Annotated in this window: 16 protein-coding genes; 4 read left to right on the top strand and 12 right to left on the bottom strand. The window is 53.5% G+C overall.

The window, feature by feature from the left end:
- Positions 1-116 precede the first annotated feature (116 nt).
- The gene (locus ABTW00_RS11100) at positions 117-470 is read right to left on the bottom strand and encodes a nuclear transport factor 2 family protein (RefSeq protein ID WP_433640748.1); all 354 of its coding nucleotides are present in this window, start codon (positions 468-470) and stop codon (positions 117-119) included.
- Positions 471-885: 415 nt separating this feature from the next.
- Positions 886-1,524, bottom strand: coding sequence for a hypothetical protein (locus ABTW00_RS11095; protein WP_433640746.1), 639 nt, complete (start codon positions 1,522-1,524; stop codon positions 886-888).
- 307 nt (positions 1,525-1,831) lie between these two features.
- On the opposite strand from ABTW00_RS11095, the gene ABTW00_RS11090 reads away from it, so the two are divergent.
- The 3 genes from ABTW00_RS11090 to ABTW00_RS11080 all read left to right on the top strand — a co-directional run bounded on the left by ABTW00_RS11090 (position 1,832) and on the right by ABTW00_RS11080 (position 4,791).
- Positions 1,832-3,028: an MFS transporter gene (locus tag ABTW00_RS11090; protein ID WP_433641004.1), complete on the top strand. Its 1,197-nt coding sequence runs from the start codon at positions 1,832-1,834 to the stop codon at positions 3,026-3,028.
- 171 nt (positions 3,029-3,199) lie between these two features.
- Positions 3,200-3,619: an acid resistance repetitive basic protein Asr gene (gene asr / locus ABTW00_RS11085; protein ID WP_065357110.1), complete on the top strand. Its 420-nt coding sequence runs from the start codon at positions 3,200-3,202 to the stop codon at positions 3,617-3,619.
- Between the two features lie 347 nt (positions 3,620-3,966).
- Positions 3,967-4,791, top strand: coding sequence for a trypsin-like serine peptidase (locus ABTW00_RS11080; RefSeq protein ID WP_065357111.1), 825 nt, complete (start codon positions 3,967-3,969; stop codon positions 4,789-4,791).
- Here the strand turns inward: ABTW00_RS11080 and ABTW00_RS11075 are convergent.
- The 3 genes from ABTW00_RS11075 to mdtJ all read right to left on the bottom strand — a co-directional run bounded on the left by ABTW00_RS11075 (position 4,788) and on the right by mdtJ (position 7,735).
- Entirely contained in the window at positions 4,788-6,953 is a 2,166-nt protein-coding gene (locus tag ABTW00_RS11075) for a bifunctional diguanylate cyclase/phosphodiesterase (protein ID WP_433640743.1), read from the bottom strand. The two genes, ABTW00_RS11080 and ABTW00_RS11075, sit on opposite strands and share 4 nt — an antisense overlap.
- Positions 6,954-7,044: 91 nt before the next feature.
- Positions 7,045-7,374 carry a multidrug/spermidine efflux SMR transporter subunit MdtI gene (gene mdtI, locus ABTW00_RS11070; protein WP_065357113.1) on the bottom strand — a complete coding sequence of 110 codons (330 nt, stop codon included), beginning with the start codon at positions 7,372-7,374 and terminating at the stop codon, positions 7,045-7,047.
- A complete protein-coding gene (gene mdtJ, locus ABTW00_RS11065; protein WP_065357114.1) occupies positions 7,367-7,735 on the bottom strand; it encodes a multidrug/spermidine efflux SMR transporter subunit MdtJ in 369 nt (122 codons plus the stop codon). Before mdtJ ends, mdtI begins: the two co-directional genes overlap by 8 nt.
- 400 nt (positions 7,736-8,135) lie before the next feature.
- Here mdtJ and ABTW00_RS11060 point away from each other — a divergent pair, with 400 nt between their 5' ends.
- The gene (locus ABTW00_RS11060) at positions 8,136-9,167 is read left to right on the top strand and encodes an AI-2E family transporter (protein WP_433640740.1); all 1,032 of its coding nucleotides are present in this window, start codon (positions 8,136-8,138) and stop codon (positions 9,165-9,167) included.
- Between the two features lie 3 nt (positions 9,168-9,170).
- On the opposite strand, the gene ABTW00_RS11055 is transcribed toward ABTW00_RS11060, so the two are convergent.
- The 7 genes from ABTW00_RS11055 to ydcS form a co-directional block, all read right to left on the bottom strand.
- Complete coding sequence (locus tag ABTW00_RS11055; RefSeq protein ID WP_064545259.1) at positions 9,171-9,344, bottom strand: GhoT/OrtT family toxin; 174 nt, start codon at positions 9,342-9,344, stop codon at positions 9,171-9,173.
- A 198-nt stretch (positions 9,345-9,542) separates the two neighbouring features.
- Complete coding sequence (locus tag ABTW00_RS11050) at positions 9,543-9,779, bottom strand: hypothetical protein (RefSeq protein WP_433640738.1); 237 nt, start codon at positions 9,777-9,779, stop codon at positions 9,543-9,545.
- Between the two features lie 111 nt (positions 9,780-9,890).
- A complete protein-coding gene (gene patD / locus ABTW00_RS11045) occupies positions 9,891-11,315 on the bottom strand; it encodes an aminobutyraldehyde dehydrogenase (protein ID WP_065357116.1) in 1,425 nt (474 codons plus the stop codon).
- Between the two features lie 14 nt (positions 11,316-11,329).
- Positions 11,330-12,145, bottom strand: coding sequence for an ABC transporter permease (locus tag ABTW00_RS11040; RefSeq protein ID WP_433640735.1), 816 nt, complete (start codon positions 12,143-12,145; stop codon positions 11,330-11,332).
- Positions 12,135-13,064 (bottom strand): ABC transporter permease, encoded by a 930-nt coding sequence (locus ABTW00_RS11035; protein WP_433640733.1) that lies wholly within the window; start codon positions 13,062-13,064, stop codon positions 12,135-12,137. The genes ABTW00_RS11040 and ABTW00_RS11035 overlap by 11 nt, the downstream gene beginning before the upstream one ends.
- A 12-nt stretch (positions 13,065-13,076) precedes the next feature.
- The gene (locus ABTW00_RS11030) at positions 13,077-14,090 is read right to left on the bottom strand and encodes an ABC transporter ATP-binding protein (RefSeq protein ID WP_064545249.1); all 1,014 of its coding nucleotides are present in this window, start codon (positions 14,088-14,090) and stop codon (positions 13,077-13,079) included.
- A gap of 18 nt (positions 14,091-14,108) precedes the next feature.
- On the bottom strand, positions 14,109-15,254 hold the full coding sequence (gene ydcS / locus ABTW00_RS11025) for a putative ABC transporter substrate-binding protein YdcS (RefSeq protein WP_433640730.1): 1,146 nt from the start codon (positions 15,252-15,254) through the stop codon (positions 14,109-14,111).
- Positions 15,255-15,402 lie beyond the last annotated feature (148 nt).

The following is a 15,402-nucleotide window of genomic DNA, read 5'->3' as shown; positions in this document are numbered from 1 at the left end:
TAACTGATTTCAATACAACATTGATTTTATGAAAATAATTAAGGGAAGTTATTACACTTCCCTTAATACACACTTTGAGAAATTTTCAAACTATTCATACAAGGTATATATGAATTTTATTCAATAGGCAAATTGTGCTGTTTTAAGAAAGATAGCTTATCCCAATAGCCTCTTTGAAATATAATTTTATTATTTACTATTTGAAAAAAACCGCAACCTCTCAAACCTAATGGGGAACGCCACTCTAAAATCGCCCATTGTCCATCTTCGAAAATGTTTTCAACGATACAAACCATTTCTGGAATAGAAAAGTCTTGTTCAAACATTTTCTTTATAGCCTGTTTCCCAATAACGGGTTCATTGGCTACTTGATGGTTTATTGCATTATCATCATATAATTCTGAAATAATTTCTACATCTGCATTATTAAATGCGTCAACCCATTGGCAAAGTATTTCCTTTGGCTTCATATAAATTACCTCCAGACCTGTAAGTATTCACCCCTAGCATAACATCAAAATCCTTTCAAGCTCAAAATTTATTTAAAGCATAGGAAAACGTTTAAAGTGCAATAATAACTCTGATCGGCTCTCCACAAATTGATGCAGATAAATGCTAGCAACGTCTGCTCCTGGCACAAGCGGACTAGGTGTTCGAATAAAATCATCCGTCCCTGAGAAGATCAGAGAATCTTGTATCCCGGGCCGTAGACACGCTTAAACTCACGGGTAGACTTCTCCCCGCGCTAACCCTCATTCGAGACGTTTACCTGCATGATGACAAGCTGAGTATTGAGTAAGAAAAGTGCAGAAGAACAGACATATCTGACACTCAATTAACAACAGGCCAAAAAATGCCGCAGCGCCCTAAACGCCGAGGCATTTTCTATTTACAGTCCATACTGATGTTTAGCAGGAAAAGCTGGTCAGAGGACTTATCCATTTTCATAAAATAGTACGTAACAAGCAACAGCCCTACCATAAATGGAATTTCATACAACTCTTCCATAAGGTCAGCATATTGAGGGTTATGAACAAACAGCGGTGCCAGCAGACGATGGTGCTCAACGATATCGGAAATGACAAACGTACAAATAGTCACAGCCAGCAACCACAGCGGCATTGTCACTTCCTTAATCCTGCGGACGATGTCCTTGCGTAATGGCCCGGATAACAGAGAAAGCACTAAACCTCCGATCAGAATGACGGAAATCACTCTAAATACAAGATGAGGTTGCTCGGGGAAATAAGCCCGCCCCCAACTCGTACTTCGTCCTAGCAGCGCCATCCACCACAGCACGGCCCACATCCAGAACTGTTTTTCTCCTTCAGGCCTCGAAAGCGGTTTGATATACCAAGCGGTAAACAACGCGCCAAACAGCAGCCACAGCGCCTGAGCGTTTTCAATCAGCGTCACTAAGGCACCGCCAAGCAACGGTAGATGCCAGTCTGCGGCAAACGGAAATAACAGGGAGAGAACCACCATAACAACAACAGAAAAGGGTAAATGCGTATCAAATTTCATAGAAATCATTCAAGTTAATAATGAATTACAGATAGTAGCGTTTAAGAAATTTATTCCATTAACATTGAATGCGATCTTCTTAAGGTTATCTTAATGTTTCTATGATCGTTCAATTCATCGTTTGAAGCACCCCAGGTAATCTGTAATCGCCGCTCTCGCTTCGCCAAACCCATAGCACACTTCCGCTCGAGATCCTGCCCCCATAGCCCCCCTTTGTGATTATTCGTGCGCATGAAATCCTAATAACTTCAAGAGAATACCGACAGGTTCTATAATGGACCCACTTTTTGTCTTTCCTGTTCCGTTTATGACTACCTACACCAGTAATACCCAGCTTAATCTGCGCATTATTTCGATCGTGGTTTTCACCTGTATTTGCTACCTCTCCATCGGCCTGCCGCTGGCGGTACTCCCCGGATTCATCCACTACGATCTTGGCTATAGCACGCTGGTTGCCGGCGCGGTGATTAGCCTTCAGTACATTTCCACTCTTGTCAGCCGCCCGCATGCCGGGCGCTATACCGACATCTGGGGGCCGAAGAAGGTTGTCAGCCTGGGCATTATCTGCTGCATGATGAGCGGCCTGTTCACGCTGGCTGCCGCGGCCGCGCACGCCAGCCCCATTCTGGCAGTTGCGCTGCTGTTGGTCGGCCGCGTGTTCCTCGGTGTAGGCGAGAGTTTTACCTCTACCGGCTCCACGCTGTGGGGGATTAAAACCGTCGGCGCAATTCACACGTCCCGCGTCATTTCCTGGAACGGAGTCGCCACCTATGTCGCTATGGCCGCCGGTGCGCCGTTGGGGGTGATGCTCAATAGCGCGTTTGGCATCAGCGGCTTCGCAGCGCTGATTGTGATTATCGCCGTCATTGGCCTGCTCTTTGCCCGTACTCGTGCTGACGTCAGCGTCAGCGCGGGCATCAGAGCCCCTTTCCACGTCGTAGCGCGTAAAATCTGGCCTTACGGTTTGGGTCTAGGCCTGGGTACGGTAGGCTTCGGGGTGATTGCGACATTTATCACGCTTTACTTCTCCGCGCACGGCTGGCAAGGCGCCGCCTTCACGCTGTCACTGTTCAGTATTGGCTTTATCTGTATTCGTCTGGTGCTGGGTAACACCATCACCCGCTTTGGCGGCATTCGCGTATCGCTGGTCTGCTACGTCTTTGAGTGCCTGGGGCTGCTGATTATCTGGTTTGCCCCTAACGCCTGGATCGCCGGGCTGGGCGCCTTCCTTACCGGCTCTGGTTTCTCGCTGGTCTTCCCGGCGCTGGGCGTCGAAGCGGTCAAACAGGTGGAAGAACAAAACCAGGGGACCGCGCTGGGTACCTATTCCGCCTTTCTTGATTTGGCGCTTGGCATTACCGGCCCCGTCGCCGGCTGGATTGCCGGCTACCAGGGCTTAGACAGCATTTACCTGCTGGCCGCGGTGGTCGTGGCAATGGCCTTCGCGCTCATTCTGCGCGTTTACCTGATGCAACGCGCCAGCCGCACGCCTTGCGCGAACTAACCTGTTGAGGGGCGAAGACCCATCGCCCCTGTACGTTTGTGCAACACCTCTCGTACATTACGTTACACGCCGATACCAATCACTCACGGAAAGACCAATAGCCCACAGGTATAGTTCTTTCAACGGCCCCGCAGTGGGGTTGAATGAAAAAACCAATTCGAGGGTATGAGAATGAAAAAAGTATTAGCTCTGGTTGTTGCCGCTGCTATGGGTCTGTCTTCTGCTGCTTTCGCTGCTGACGCGACGGCAACGCCGGCTCCGGCTGCTACTGCGACCGCCACTCACGCGGCTCCGGCAAAAACCACTCACCACAAGAAACACAAAAAAGCAGCACCGGCACAGAAAGCGCAGGCTGCCAAAAAACACAAAAAAGCGGCTGCTAAACCGGCTGTAGAGCAGAAAGCACAGGCCGCTAAAAAGCACAAAAAAGCAGCAACTAAACCCGCTGTAGAGCAGAAAGCTCAGGCCGCTAAAAAACACAAAAAAGCTGCAGCTAAACCGGCTGTAGCGCAGAAAGCGCAGGCTGCTAAAAAACACAAAAAAGCCGTAAAACACGAAGCCGCTAAACCGGCTGCACAACCGGCTGCTTAATTATTTTGATACGCAATCGGCGCGATCTTCGCGCCGATTCAGGCAGACAGGAACATTACGTCGCGTCGCCCCCCCGACGCAGGTGTTAGCCCTTCTGGCTGAGGTGATCAACTATCCGCATCGGCGCGACTACAGCGCCGATTTTTTCCCGGAGAGCCAACCATGTTGCGGCGTTATCGTTTCGAGCTCATCCTGGCATTACTGATCGTTTGCGCACTTATCGCGACTCAGTTCTTCTTTTACTGAATGTAGTTCGCTGATTTTACTCCCACTTTTCATGTCTCCCGTCTATAGTAGTCTCACTGGGTTTAGTTTTTATAATCATAATTGCCCCATCAGAGAGTGATATGCGTACAGCCTTTGTGTGTTGTTTACTGGGATCGTTATCCGTTCTGCCTTTCATAACTCATGCTGATGACGGTGATAGCGGCATTAGCGCGAAAGATATTAAGACCCTGTTTTTTGGTCAGGACGATCGCGTTCTCGTCAGCCACCCGGCACAAGAACCGTGGGACGCCATCGGGCAACTTGAAACCGCCAGCGGTAATCTGTGCACCGCGACGCTGATTTCCCCACATCTGGCCTTAACCGCCGGACACTGTCTGCTGGAGCCGCCAGGCGGCAAGCTGGACAAAGCGGTAGCCCTGCGCTTCGTATCGCAAAAAGGCAGCTGGCGCTATGAAATTCATGGTATTGAGGGACGCGTTGACCCTTCGCTGGGCAAACGACTGAAGCCCGACGGCGACGGTTGGATTGTGCCATCCTCAGCGGCACCGTGGGATTTTGGCCTGATCGTCCTACGCTACCCGCCTTCCGGTATTACGCCACTGCCGCTGTTCACCGGCGACAAAGCTGAACTCACTGCCGCGCTGAAAGCCGCCGGGCGAAAAGTGACGCAGTCAGGTTACCCCGTCGATCATCTGGATTCACTGTACAGTCATGAAGATTGTACCGTCACCGGCTGGGCGCAGTCTTCGGTGCTTTCGCACCAGTGCGATACGCTGCCGGGTGATAGCGGTTCCCCGCTGCTGTTGAAAACGGATGCCGGCTGGCAGCTGATCGCCGTACAAAGCTCAGCACCGGCAGCCAAAGATCGCTGGCGTGCCGACAATCGCGCCATCGCCGTGACCGGTTTTCGCGACAAACTGGAAGCGCTTGCCGCGGGTAACTAGCTCAGACGCTGCTGGTGGCGCAACGCCAGCAGCGAAGATAGCGGCATCGGCTCGCTGAAATAGAATCCCTGAAGCTGATCGCAGCCTGCCAGCCGCAGCAGTTTCATCTGTCTCTCCGTTTCGACTCCTTCGGCAATCACCGTCATGCCTAACGCGCTGGCAATCCTGATTGTTCCTCCCACCAGTGCGGCAGCCTGGTCGTCATCATCCACCAGCCCGGCCAGCGATTTATCAATTTTTATCGTGTCGAAATTGAAACGACGCAAATAGCCGATGCTGGAATAACCGGTACCAAAATCATCCAATGCAACGGCGGTACCCAGCGCTTTCAGATTCGCGATCGCCGCACGCGCGCGCTCCGGCTTTTCCAGCACGTAGGTCTCTGTCACCTCAAGCTGTAGCCTGGACGGCGGAAAACCGGATGATTTCAGCACGCTGGAAACCTTATTTTCAAACTCAGGGTCGCGGAATTGCGCAGGCGAAATATTCACCGATAGTTTGAGATCGTTGTGTGTCAGCAGATCGTGACACGCGCGAGCCAGCACAAACTGCCCAAGCGAATAGATAAGCCCACTGGTTTCGGCGATAGCAATAAACGCATCGGGCATCAGCTCGCCTTTCTCCCGTCGTGGCCAGCGCACCAGCGCCTCAACGCCAATCATCACCTGCGTCCGGGCGCAGACGATAGGCTGATACCAAACCTCAAACTCATTGTTTTCCAGCCCGTGACGAATGTCATTTTCAATAGCGACCTGGTATTCGCGCGCGCTGTTAAGCTCAGCGTCGTAGTGGGTGATGCGACCTTTGCCGGTAATCTTCGAGTGATACATGGCGATATCTGCCTGGCGGAAAAGCTCGGAGCTGGAGCTCTCCTGCAATTTACCGCTTGCAATACCTATACTGGCGCTAATATGCAACGTACGGCCGTCGATGCGGATTGGCGTATTAAGATAGTCCAGCACGCTTCCCGCGAATGCCGCCGCGCGCGCTTGCGAGTGCTCACCGCCCACGGTCATCGCAAACTCATCGCCTCCCATGCGCGCGAGCATTCCGCCGGGAGGCACCAGCGTTTGTAGCATCGCGGCGATGCGAATAATCAGAATGTCGCCGACATCATGGCCATGAATGTCATTAACATCCTTAAAACCATCAAGATCGATAAACACCACCGTTTTCACGTCGCGATCTCCGCGCTGGCTGATGCGCTCAAGCTGTTCAATCAGCGCACGCCGGTTGGGCAGATGGCTCAACCAGTCGGTCAGCGCAATTTCTCGCGCCTGACGTTCCCCGCGCGCCAGCTTCCACAAGCCTAAACTGCTGAGCAGGATAAACAGCAGAATTAACCCGGCCGCAAGCAGGACAATTTCACGAATTTGCGGTGACGCCGCGCTCGCCGCTTCTGCCCCCGGCTGTCGGAGTTGCCAATCAAGCCAGCCCACCACCTTTCCCCCGGTGGTTCGCACCGGAATGTTGTACTGGTTCTGCGGCGCATTGGCCAGGGTCAGATTTTCAATCTGAAATGTGTTTCCCAGATTGTTGAGTAAGCCAGGATTGATATGCCGGGTGATCACCAGATAACGCCGCGTTGCGTCGTACACCTGTAAACGTCCAACCATAGGACGAATCAGCCCGATCCCCACAAAGGCAATCCCCGCTCGCGTCTGAGTAATGCCAGCAAAAACATTGCTTCCCCGACGTAATGCATCCTCATTTTGGCTAATAAGCGCTTCCAGCCCCTCACCAAAAAAATCGAGATTACGTTCGCTAAACGGCGAGCTATGAAACGAGCCCCAGAGAACACGATAGTTTTCATCGAGGACGAATGTGCCATCGTAGAGATTATTAATTTTGAAGCCTGCGCCCCAGGTATTATACAGCCACGTGGTGTCCAGCTTCGGAGCGTAAACCTGACGGACGGCGTCATCCCAGATAGAGTTGTCGGTGACAAGTGAGAGCACGCGGTTAATGGATGTCTGAAGGGCCCCATCAACAGAAAGTGCTGAACGGCGGGCATCGATATCGTTAGTTTTGCTACTGATTAGATTCTGCGACAGGTAGAGCAGTGAAATAATAGAAAAGATCAGGCCAACGCCTGCTAAAAAAATCATCACGAACAGCGTTCTGGCCGTGGCAATATTACGCCAGCGTGACGGATTAAACATGCCTCACCCTCGCAGTCACAAAGCGAACCCTTTGTAACAAGCGTAATACAGACCGCGGATTTCGCTGCCCGATTTCCGGGCAGCTATCACATCAGGCGAGTTTAATCATCACCATACCGATCAACAGCAGGCCAAGTCCAACCCAGCCCTTATTATTCAGGCGCTGACCAAAGAGGACCCACCCCGCCGCCAGCGTGGCCGCAACGCCGAAGCCCCCCCAGATAGCATAGGCGACCGACAGGTCAATCCCCTTTACGGCCTGCGACAGCGCGCTGAACGCCGCCAATACCGCAGCTAGCGAGAGGAATCCGTACAGTTTGTTACGGAAGCCGTCAGAGAACTTCAGGAAAATATTAGCGACAATTTCTAGTACGATGGAGCCCGCCAGCCAGAGACCGTGAATCAATTCAAACTTAGGCATGATTCACCTCTTTATTGATCACAACGCTTTTCTTCGGCGCTTTACGCGTACCCGATTTGATCAGCACAATCCCGGCGATAAGCGTTGCCAGACCTGCTGCCTTCATCACCGTCAGACTTTCGTCAAAGACCAGAACGCTGAAAAGCGTAATCAGCACGATACCGATACCTTCCCAAAGCGCGTAGGCGACACCAAGGGCGATTTTCTTAACCGCAAACGAAAGAAAAATATAAGACAGTGAGATCATCACCAGCATTAAAATAAAGCCGGTATTACCATCGCTTACGCTCGCCCATTTCATAGACAGCGTACCCGTAATTTCGGCCACAATAGCCAGGGCTAATAAAATCCAGTAAAACATGGTCCTTCTCCTGCATGAGAATATAATCCGTAGCAGTTCGCGACGTAGCGCAAACTGAAATAAAATGATTAAAATTTAGCTCAGACGAAGAAAAGGACTACAGCGCGTTGCGCCAGTGGTGCTCACCGCAGAAGGCAGAAAAGGAAGGAAAAACAGTGGATTGAGTAGAAATGCACGTCCTGAACATATTGTCCATAAAATTACAATTATCCGCGGTATTGCTTCTCATCATTGCGGATTAAAATTGTCCTCAGTAGTTAAACACAGTTAATTTCTAACACAGTTGTCGAAGTATCTCAAAATGTTTTCAAATCTTTACTGATGTTGTTTGATGTACATTCATTTATTATGAGCCAATTCGCAATTATCATAATCAGCAGAGTTTATAGCAGGAGCTATCATGTCCAGGCCGATCATTACGCTTAATGGATTAAAAATCGTCATCATGCTCGGCATGCTGGTTATCATTCTGACAGGGATCCGTTTTGCTGCGGAGATCATCGTCCCTTTCGTGCTGGCGCTGTTTATCGCCGTGGTGCTCAACCCGGTCGTTCAGCTGTTGGTGCGCTGCCGCGTACCGCGGGTCCTCGGCATCTCGCTACTGATTGTGGTAATTATTCTAGTGGCCGTACTGCTGCTGGCCTCGCTTGGTACATCACTTAACGAACTGACCCGCACGCTGCCACAGTACCGCTCGTCGCTGGCTGTCCCCATCTATAACCTGCAGCCGTGGATGCAACGCTTTGGTATCAGCGTCAGCCCCGAAGAACTGATTAAATACATTGACCCCAATGCCGCCATGACACTGGTTTCACGGCTACTGTCGCAACTCTCGAACGCCATGTCATCCATTTTTCTGCTGCTGCTGACAGTAGTGTTTATGCTACTGGAAGTACCGCAGCTACCGGCAAAACTTCAGCAGATCATGTCACGTCCGGTAGAGGGAATGGCGGCGATTCAGCGAGGGCTGGACAGCGTATCGCACTATCTGGTGCTGAAAACGGCGATTAGCCTGGTAACGGGTCTGGTCGTATGGGGCATGCTGGAGCTGCTGGGCGTGCGCTTTGCCTTTCTCTGGGGGCTGCTGGCCTTTGCGCTCAACTATATTCCGAATATCGGCTCGGTGCTGGCGGCGATTCCCCCTATTTTGCAGGTTCTGGTCTTTAGCGGCTTTTACGATGCGCTTATCGTACTTGCGGGGTATCTGGTCATAAATCTCGTTTTTGGCAATATTCTCGAGCCCCGCATCATGGGACGCGGCCTGGGGCTCTCCACGCTGGTGGTGTTCTTATCGTTAATTTTCTGGGGCTGGCTGCTGGGCCCGGTCGGTATGCTGCTGTCCGTGCCGCTCACCATTATCGTAAAAATCGCGCTGGAACAGACCGAGGGCGGTAAAAGCATCGCGATTCTGCTCAGCGACCTCAGTAGATAGCCGTCAGAATAGCGACAGCAGCAGCGCAACGGGAAAGCTGAACGGCCACGTTGCGCCAATTAAAAAGGTGGCAATCAGACGAATTGAGGTGCTTTCTTTGGTGAGAAACCAGGTAATTCCGCCGCAAATAACCGCCATGATGGCGTAGAAAATGAGCATATGTTGGTACAGCGTCACCAATTGAGTCCTTACCATTGATCGTTAAAGCGGCGCAATATGCTACGTTTTTTGACGTACATCAAGTTTTTCGCCGCTTATCGCGTGAAGCTATTCAATCCACGCAGATCTATCTCCAGATAAATTAACTGCGCGAACACTTAAAACTAAAGTCACGGTACGCCTCTTTAGTTTTTCATGCTGTGATTTAGCTTACACTTAGCGTTTTGGTTTGGAGGCGGCAAAAATGCTGTCGGTGGTAGGGTCGCTCACATAATGATTCGGATCGTACTGCGGGATGAAATTGACTTTTTCGACATCCCAGGCCTCGGCCAGGCAAGCAGCCGTTACGTGGTTATCACCATCACAGGCGGCAATACGACCTGCTGAATAATAAATACCTATACCCATCACGGCCGCCACGACGGCAGCGCTAAATACCATACTCTTTTTCATTTCTCTGACTATGCCCGGTTTTACAACGGCGCGGATCCTCGCACGTTGCTTAGGGCATGTCAAAAAAGCCGCGCGACGCGGCAGGTTTTTCCCCTACCGCGAAGGGGGTAATCAGTGTTTAATCATGACATGCCGCACCACGGTGTAATCCTCCAGCCCGTACATCGACATATCCTTGCCGTAGCCCGACAGTTTTTGCCCACCGTGTGGCATTTCGCTCACCAGCATAAAGTGGGTGTTGACCCAAGTGCAGCCGTACTGCAAGCGCGCGCTCAAGCGATGCGCGCGGCCAACGTCCTGCGTCCACACCGATGAAGCCAGCCCATATTGCGAATCGTTAGCCCACGCCAGCACCTGCTCTTCGCTGTCAAAGACGGTCATGCTGACAACCGGGCCAAACACTTCGCGCTGGACGATATCATCTTCCTGGCGAGCGCCCGCCAGCAGCGTTGGCTGGAAATAGAACCCTTTTCCCACCACCTTCTCACCGCCGGTTACCACTTTGACGTGCGGTAAGGCTTTAGCGCGGGCGACAGCATCGCTAACGCGCGTAAGATGCGCCTGCGAGCTCAACGGCCCCAGTTCGGTGCTCTCATCTTCCGGTGCCCCCACCTTCAGGCTGGCCACCGCTGCGCCAAGTTTGGCGACCAGCCGGTCATAAACGCCCTGCTGCGCGTAGATACGACAGGCCGCGGTACAGTCCTGCCCGGCGTTATAGAAACCAAAGGTTCTGACACCCTCCACCACCGCATCAATATCGGCATCATCAAAAACGATTACCGGCGCTTTCCCGCCCAGTTCCATATGCGTGCGCTTAATCGATGACGCCGTGTGCGCCAGAATATGCTCGCCGGTAGCAATCGAGCCCGTCAACGAAACCATCCGCACCCTGGCATGCCCGGTCAGCGGATCGCCCACGGTTGCGCCGCGACCAAATAGCACGCTCAGCACGCCTGCCGGGAAGATATCTTTTGCCAGCTCGGCCAGCTTCAACGCCGTAAGCGGCGTGATCTCAGAAGGTTTTAGCACCACGCAGTTACCCGCCGCCAGCGCCGGTGCCAGCTTCCACGCGGCCATCATTAGCGGATAGTTCCACGGTGCGATAGACGCCACTACGCCAATCGGATCCCGGCGAATCATGGAGGTATGGCCTTCCAGATACTCCCCGGCAGCCAGTCCGTTCAGGCAGCGCGCTGCACCGGCAAAGAAGCGGAACACATCCACCACCGCGGGAATTTCATCATTCGCCACGCAGTGCAGCGGTTTGCCGCAGTTGAGCGATTCGAGTCGGGCGAAGGTCTCTGCGTGCGCTTCAATAACGTCTGCCAGCTTTAACAAACACTCCGACCGCTGTTTCGGCGTCGTTTGCCCCCACTGGACAAATGCGCGATCGGCGGCATTCACCGCTGCGTCAACCTGTGTAGCCGAAGCCTCGGTGATCGTCAGCAGGATCTCACCCGTCGCCGGGTTATAGACCGGCTGCGCTTCGCCTTCACCGGCCACCAGTTCACCGTTAATCAGTAACTTATGTTGCATAGCATGATCCTGTTCTATTTAAATGTCGTCCCACCGCCAGCGGCCGACTCGTCTTCGCGCGTCAGCCACCACGCCCCTAAAATCGGTATCATCGTCAGCACCATGACCAACAACGCGACCACATTAGTCACCGGCACGTCGCGCGGCCGGCCCAGTTGGTTCAGCAACCACAGCGGCAGCGTGCGCTCGTGACCTGCGGTAAACGTGGTGACGATAATTTCATCAAACGATAGCGCAAACGCCAGCATGCCTCCTGCCAGCAGCGCCGATCCAAGGTTCGGCAGCACCACATAACGGAAGGTTTGCCAGACGTTGGCGCCTAAATCCATCGACGCCTCCACCAGACTCCACGATGTGCGGCGAAAGCGGGCAATGACATTGTTAAATACCACCACGACACAAAAGGTCGCGTGACCAATCACAATCGTCAACAGCCCCGGTTCAAGGTTCACCGTTTTAAACGCCGTCAGCAACGCCAGGCCAGTGACGATGCCGGGTAAGGCAATGGGAAGTAACAGCAACAGCGATATCGCGCTTTTACCAAAGAAATCCCGTCGCCAGAGCGCTGCTGCAGCAAGCGTGCCAAGTACCAGCGCAATCGCCGTCGACAACGCGGCAATTTTAAGTGACAGTGTCACTGCATCATAAATATCGCTGCGCCCTGCCGCCTCGCTAAACCAGCGCAGCGTCAGGCCTTGAGGGGGAAAACTGAACGCGGCATCCTCGGTGTTGAACGCGTACAGCGCAATAATGGCCAGCGGGAAATGGAGGAAAATCACGCCGCCCCACGCAGCAACTTTGAGAAACCGCGGTGCTCGCTCAGAGTGCATCGAACGCTCCCAGACGTTTCACGAACGCCAGATAGAGGGCAATCAGCACAATGGGCACGAGGGTAAACGCCGCCGCCATCGGCATGTTGCCGATAGCCCCTTGCTGGGAATAAACCATGTTGCCAATAAAGTAGCCCGGCGGCCCCACCAGCTGCGGGACGATAAAGTCTCCCAGCGTTAGCGAAAAGGTAAAAATCGACCCTGCGGCAATCCCCGGAATCGCCAGCGGTAATACCACATGACGGAAGGTCTGACGCGGCAGCGCCCCCAGGTCAGCGGAAGCCTGTAATAACGAGCCGGGAATGCGCTCCAGCGCGGCCTGCAACGGCAGAATCATAAAGGGTAGCCAGATATAGACGAACACCAGAAAACGCCCCAACCCGGACGTCGAGAGGGTATTCCCTCCAATGCCCGGCAGCGTCAGCACGGCCGCCAGCACCGGCTGTAAGCCCAGATAGTTCAGGAACCACTGCGCGACGCCGTCCTTTGCCAGCAGCAGCGTCCATGCGTAGGCTTTCACAATGTAACTGGCCCACATCGGCAGCATCACCGCCACGTAAAAGAACGCCTTCTGTTTACCGCGGGTGTAGCGCGCCATATACCACGCCATCGGAAAGGCCAGCAGCGCGCTGGCAACGGTCACCGCAACCGCCATGACCAGCGTACGCAGGATGATGTCGTAGTTGGCCGGGTTAAATAACGCGTAGAGGTTTGCCAGCGTTAGCGTTGGCGTAATCGACATCGTGAAATCATCAAAAGTGTAAAAGCCCTGCCACAGCAGCGTGAGCAGTGAGCCAAAATAGACGATGCCAAACCACATCAGCGGCCCAAGCAGCAGTAGAAACAGACCTAGCGTTGGCTTACGCCAGAACAGACTGGATATTTTCCCGGCACTGCGGGAGGGAGGAACCGGCGCCATGCTCATCTCCATTCACCTCCCTCCATCTAACGCCACCATGGCGTCGCGCGGCCAGGAAGCCAGAACTTCGCCTCCTACCGCCGGCCCTTCAGCGTTTAGCCCGACGGAGAAATTAGCCTGGCTGACCAGCAGCTTATCACCGCTTTCCAGCAGCAATTCATAGCGCGTCGCCGCGCCCTGATACTGCACCGCCTGTACCCGACCTTTCACCTGTACTTCACCAACTTCGTTCAGGCGAATATGCTCAGGACGCAGCGCCCAGTTTCCACTCATGCCGCACAACGTTTCTGACATGGTTGGACTAAATACGTTCGAGGTGCCCACAAAGCTGGCGACAAACGGCGTACGTGGCCGCAGATACAACGCGCGCGGCGTGTCTACCTGTTCGAGACGCCCGTTGTTGAACACCGCCACCCGATCGGACATCGACAGCGCTTCCCCCTGATCGTGCGTCACGAAGATAAAGGTAATGCCGAGCTCCTGCTGGAGCTTTTTCAGTTCGAACTGCATCTGCTCACGCAGCTTAAGATCCAGCGCGCCGAGCGGCTCATCAAGAAGCAGTACACGTGGTTCATTCACCAGCGCACGGGCAATCGCCACCCGCTGACGCTGGCCACCGGAAAGCTGCGAGGGTTTTCGCATCGCGACAAATCCCAGCGCCACCTTTTCTAACGCCTGCGCCGCTTTCGCCTGACGCTCTTTTTTGCCCATCCCCTTAACCATGAGCCCGTAGGCTACATTATCGAGCACCGACATATGGGGAAACAGCGCATAGTCCTGAAACACGGTATTGACGTCGCGCTCCCACGGCGGAAGCTCACTGGCATGACGACCAAAAATCGAAATCGCGCCGCCGGACAGTTGTTCAAACCCGGCAATCAGCCGCAGACAGGTGGTTTTGCCGGAGCCTGACGGCCCCAGCATGGAAAAGAACTCACCGTCATGGATAGCAATGCTCACGCCATCTACCGCCCGAACGTCGCCATAAAATCGCGAGACGTCATGAAACTCTACTGCATAGGTCATGATGGAGTCCCCGACTGATTAACGACCGCCCATAATGGCGATATAGTCCTGCGTCCAGCGGCTATAGGGAACGTACTTTCCTCCCTCGGCAATCGGGGTTTTCCAGAAGGCAATTTTATCGAAGAAACTGTAGCCATTGGTTTCACACCCTTTGTCGCCGAGCAACGTACTGGCTTTACATCCTTCTGGCACCACCGGCAGTGAGCCAAACCAGGCCGCGACATCCCCCTGCACCTTTGGCGTCAACGACCAGTTCATCCATTTATAGGCGCAGACCGGATGCTTAGCGTCGGCATGAAGCATGGTGGTATCCGCCCAGCCGGTCACCCCCTCTTTCGGGAACACCGTGGCAATCGGCTGACCTTCGCCTTTCAGGCCGTTAGCCTGATACGGCCAGGCGCTGGACGCGACCACGCCTTCGTTTTTGAAGTCGCTCATTTGCACGGTGGTATCGTGCCAGTAGCGGTGAATCAGCGCGTGCTGATCGCGCAGTACCTTGAGCACGGCCTGATATTGTTCTTCAGTCAGCTGGTAGGGATCGCTAATCCCCAGCTGCGGCTGCGTTGCTTTGACAAACAGCGCCGCATCGGCAATGTAAATCGGGCCATCATAAGCCTGCACGCGCCCCTGATTCGTCTTGCCGTCCGGTAGGTCTTGCTTCACAAAGACCACGTTCCAGGAGTCCGGCGGCGTGGGAAATGTTTTGGTGTTGTACATCAGCAGGTTTGGCCCCCACTGGTACGGCGTACCGTAGACTTTTCCGTCAACGTTAAACCAGGCGCCTTTGGCGAGCCGGGGATCAAGCGTTTTCCAGTTTTCGATAAGCACGGTATTAATCGGCTGCACGCGTTTGCCCATAATCAGGCGCAGCGAGGCATCACCGGATGCGGTGACCAGGTCATAACCTCCTTTTGCCATCAGACTGACCATCTCGTCCGACGTGGCCGCCGTTTTGACGTTCACCTGACAGCCGCTCTCTTTTTCGAACGCCGTCACCCAGTCATACTGTTTATCGGTCTGGCCGCGTTCGACATAGCCCGGCCAGGCAATAATGTCCAGCCGTCCTTCGCCCTTTCCCAGCGATGTCGGCGGTTCGGCGGCGTGGGCAGTGGCGATCGTCACGACCAGCGCGCACAGGCTGCTGTGGGCAAATTTCTTGCTCATAAAGTTTTTACTCCTGTCACAATGAAATTGAGCGGCAGCCGTGCCGTTAAAAATATCTCCCTGTTTAAAAATAGACGTCACTAAGGCACTCACCTGCACCGCAGATAAAAATTTGCACAGGTTGTGACAAAGGGCGCATTCCGCAAAA

The organism is Kluyvera georgiana (assembly GCF_050990895.1).
Taxonomy (GTDB): Bacteria; Pseudomonadota; Gammaproteobacteria; order Enterobacterales; family Enterobacteriaceae; genus Kluyvera; species Kluyvera georgiana.
Note: the sequence above shows the minus strand (reverse complement) of the source record. Positions and strands in the feature narration are given on the sequence as shown.

Excerpts from the sequence above, each read along its gene's own strand:
- ABTW00_RS11100 (WP_433640748.1), bottom strand. The coding sequence starts at position 470 with ATGAAGCCAAAGGAAATACTTTGCCAATGGGTTGACGCATTTAATAAT.
- ABTW00_RS11095 (WP_433640746.1), bottom strand. The coding sequence starts at position 1,524 with ATGAAATTTGATACGCATTTACCCTTTTCTGTTGTTGTTATGGTGGTT.
- ABTW00_RS11090 (WP_433641004.1), top strand. The coding sequence starts at position 1,832 with ATGACTACCTACACCAGTAATACCCAGCTTAATCTGCGCATTATTTCG.
- asr (WP_065357110.1), top strand. The coding sequence starts at position 3,200 with ATGAAAAAAGTATTAGCTCTGGTTGTTGCCGCTGCTATGGGTCTGTCT.
- ABTW00_RS11080 (WP_065357111.1), top strand. The coding sequence starts at position 3,967 with ATGCGTACAGCCTTTGTGTGTTGTTTACTGGGATCGTTATCCGTTCTG.
- ABTW00_RS11075 (WP_433640743.1), bottom strand. The coding sequence starts at position 6,953 with ATGTTTAATCCGTCACGCTGGCGTAATATTGCCACGGCCAGAACGCTG.
- mdtI (WP_065357113.1), bottom strand. The coding sequence starts at position 7,374 with ATGCCTAAGTTTGAATTGATTCACGGTCTCTGGCTGGCGGGCTCCATC.
- mdtJ (WP_065357114.1), bottom strand. The coding sequence starts at position 7,735 with ATGTTTTACTGGATTTTATTAGCCCTGGCTATTGTGGCCGAAATTACG.
- ABTW00_RS11060 (WP_433640740.1), top strand. The coding sequence starts at position 8,136 with ATGTCCAGGCCGATCATTACGCTTAATGGATTAAAAATCGTCATCATG.
- ABTW00_RS11050 (WP_433640738.1), bottom strand. The coding sequence starts at position 9,779 with ATGAAAAAGAGTATGGTATTTAGCGCTGCCGTCGTGGCGGCCGTGATG.
- patD (WP_065357116.1), bottom strand. The coding sequence starts at position 11,315 with ATGCAACATAAGTTACTGATTAACGGTGAACTGGTGGCCGGTGAAGGC.
- ABTW00_RS11040 (WP_433640735.1), bottom strand. The coding sequence starts at position 12,145 with ATGCACTCTGAGCGAGCACCGCGGTTTCTCAAAGTTGCTGCGTGGGGC.
- ABTW00_RS11035 (WP_433640733.1), bottom strand. The coding sequence starts at position 13,064 with ATGGCGCCGGTTCCTCCCTCCCGCAGTGCCGGGAAAATATCCAGTCTG.
- ABTW00_RS11030 (WP_064545249.1), bottom strand. The coding sequence starts at position 14,090 with ATGACCTATGCAGTAGAGTTTCATGACGTCTCGCGATTTTATGGCGAC.
- ydcS (WP_433640730.1), bottom strand. The coding sequence starts at position 15,254 with ATGAGCAAGAAATTTGCCCACAGCAGCCTGTGCGCGCTGGTCGTGACG.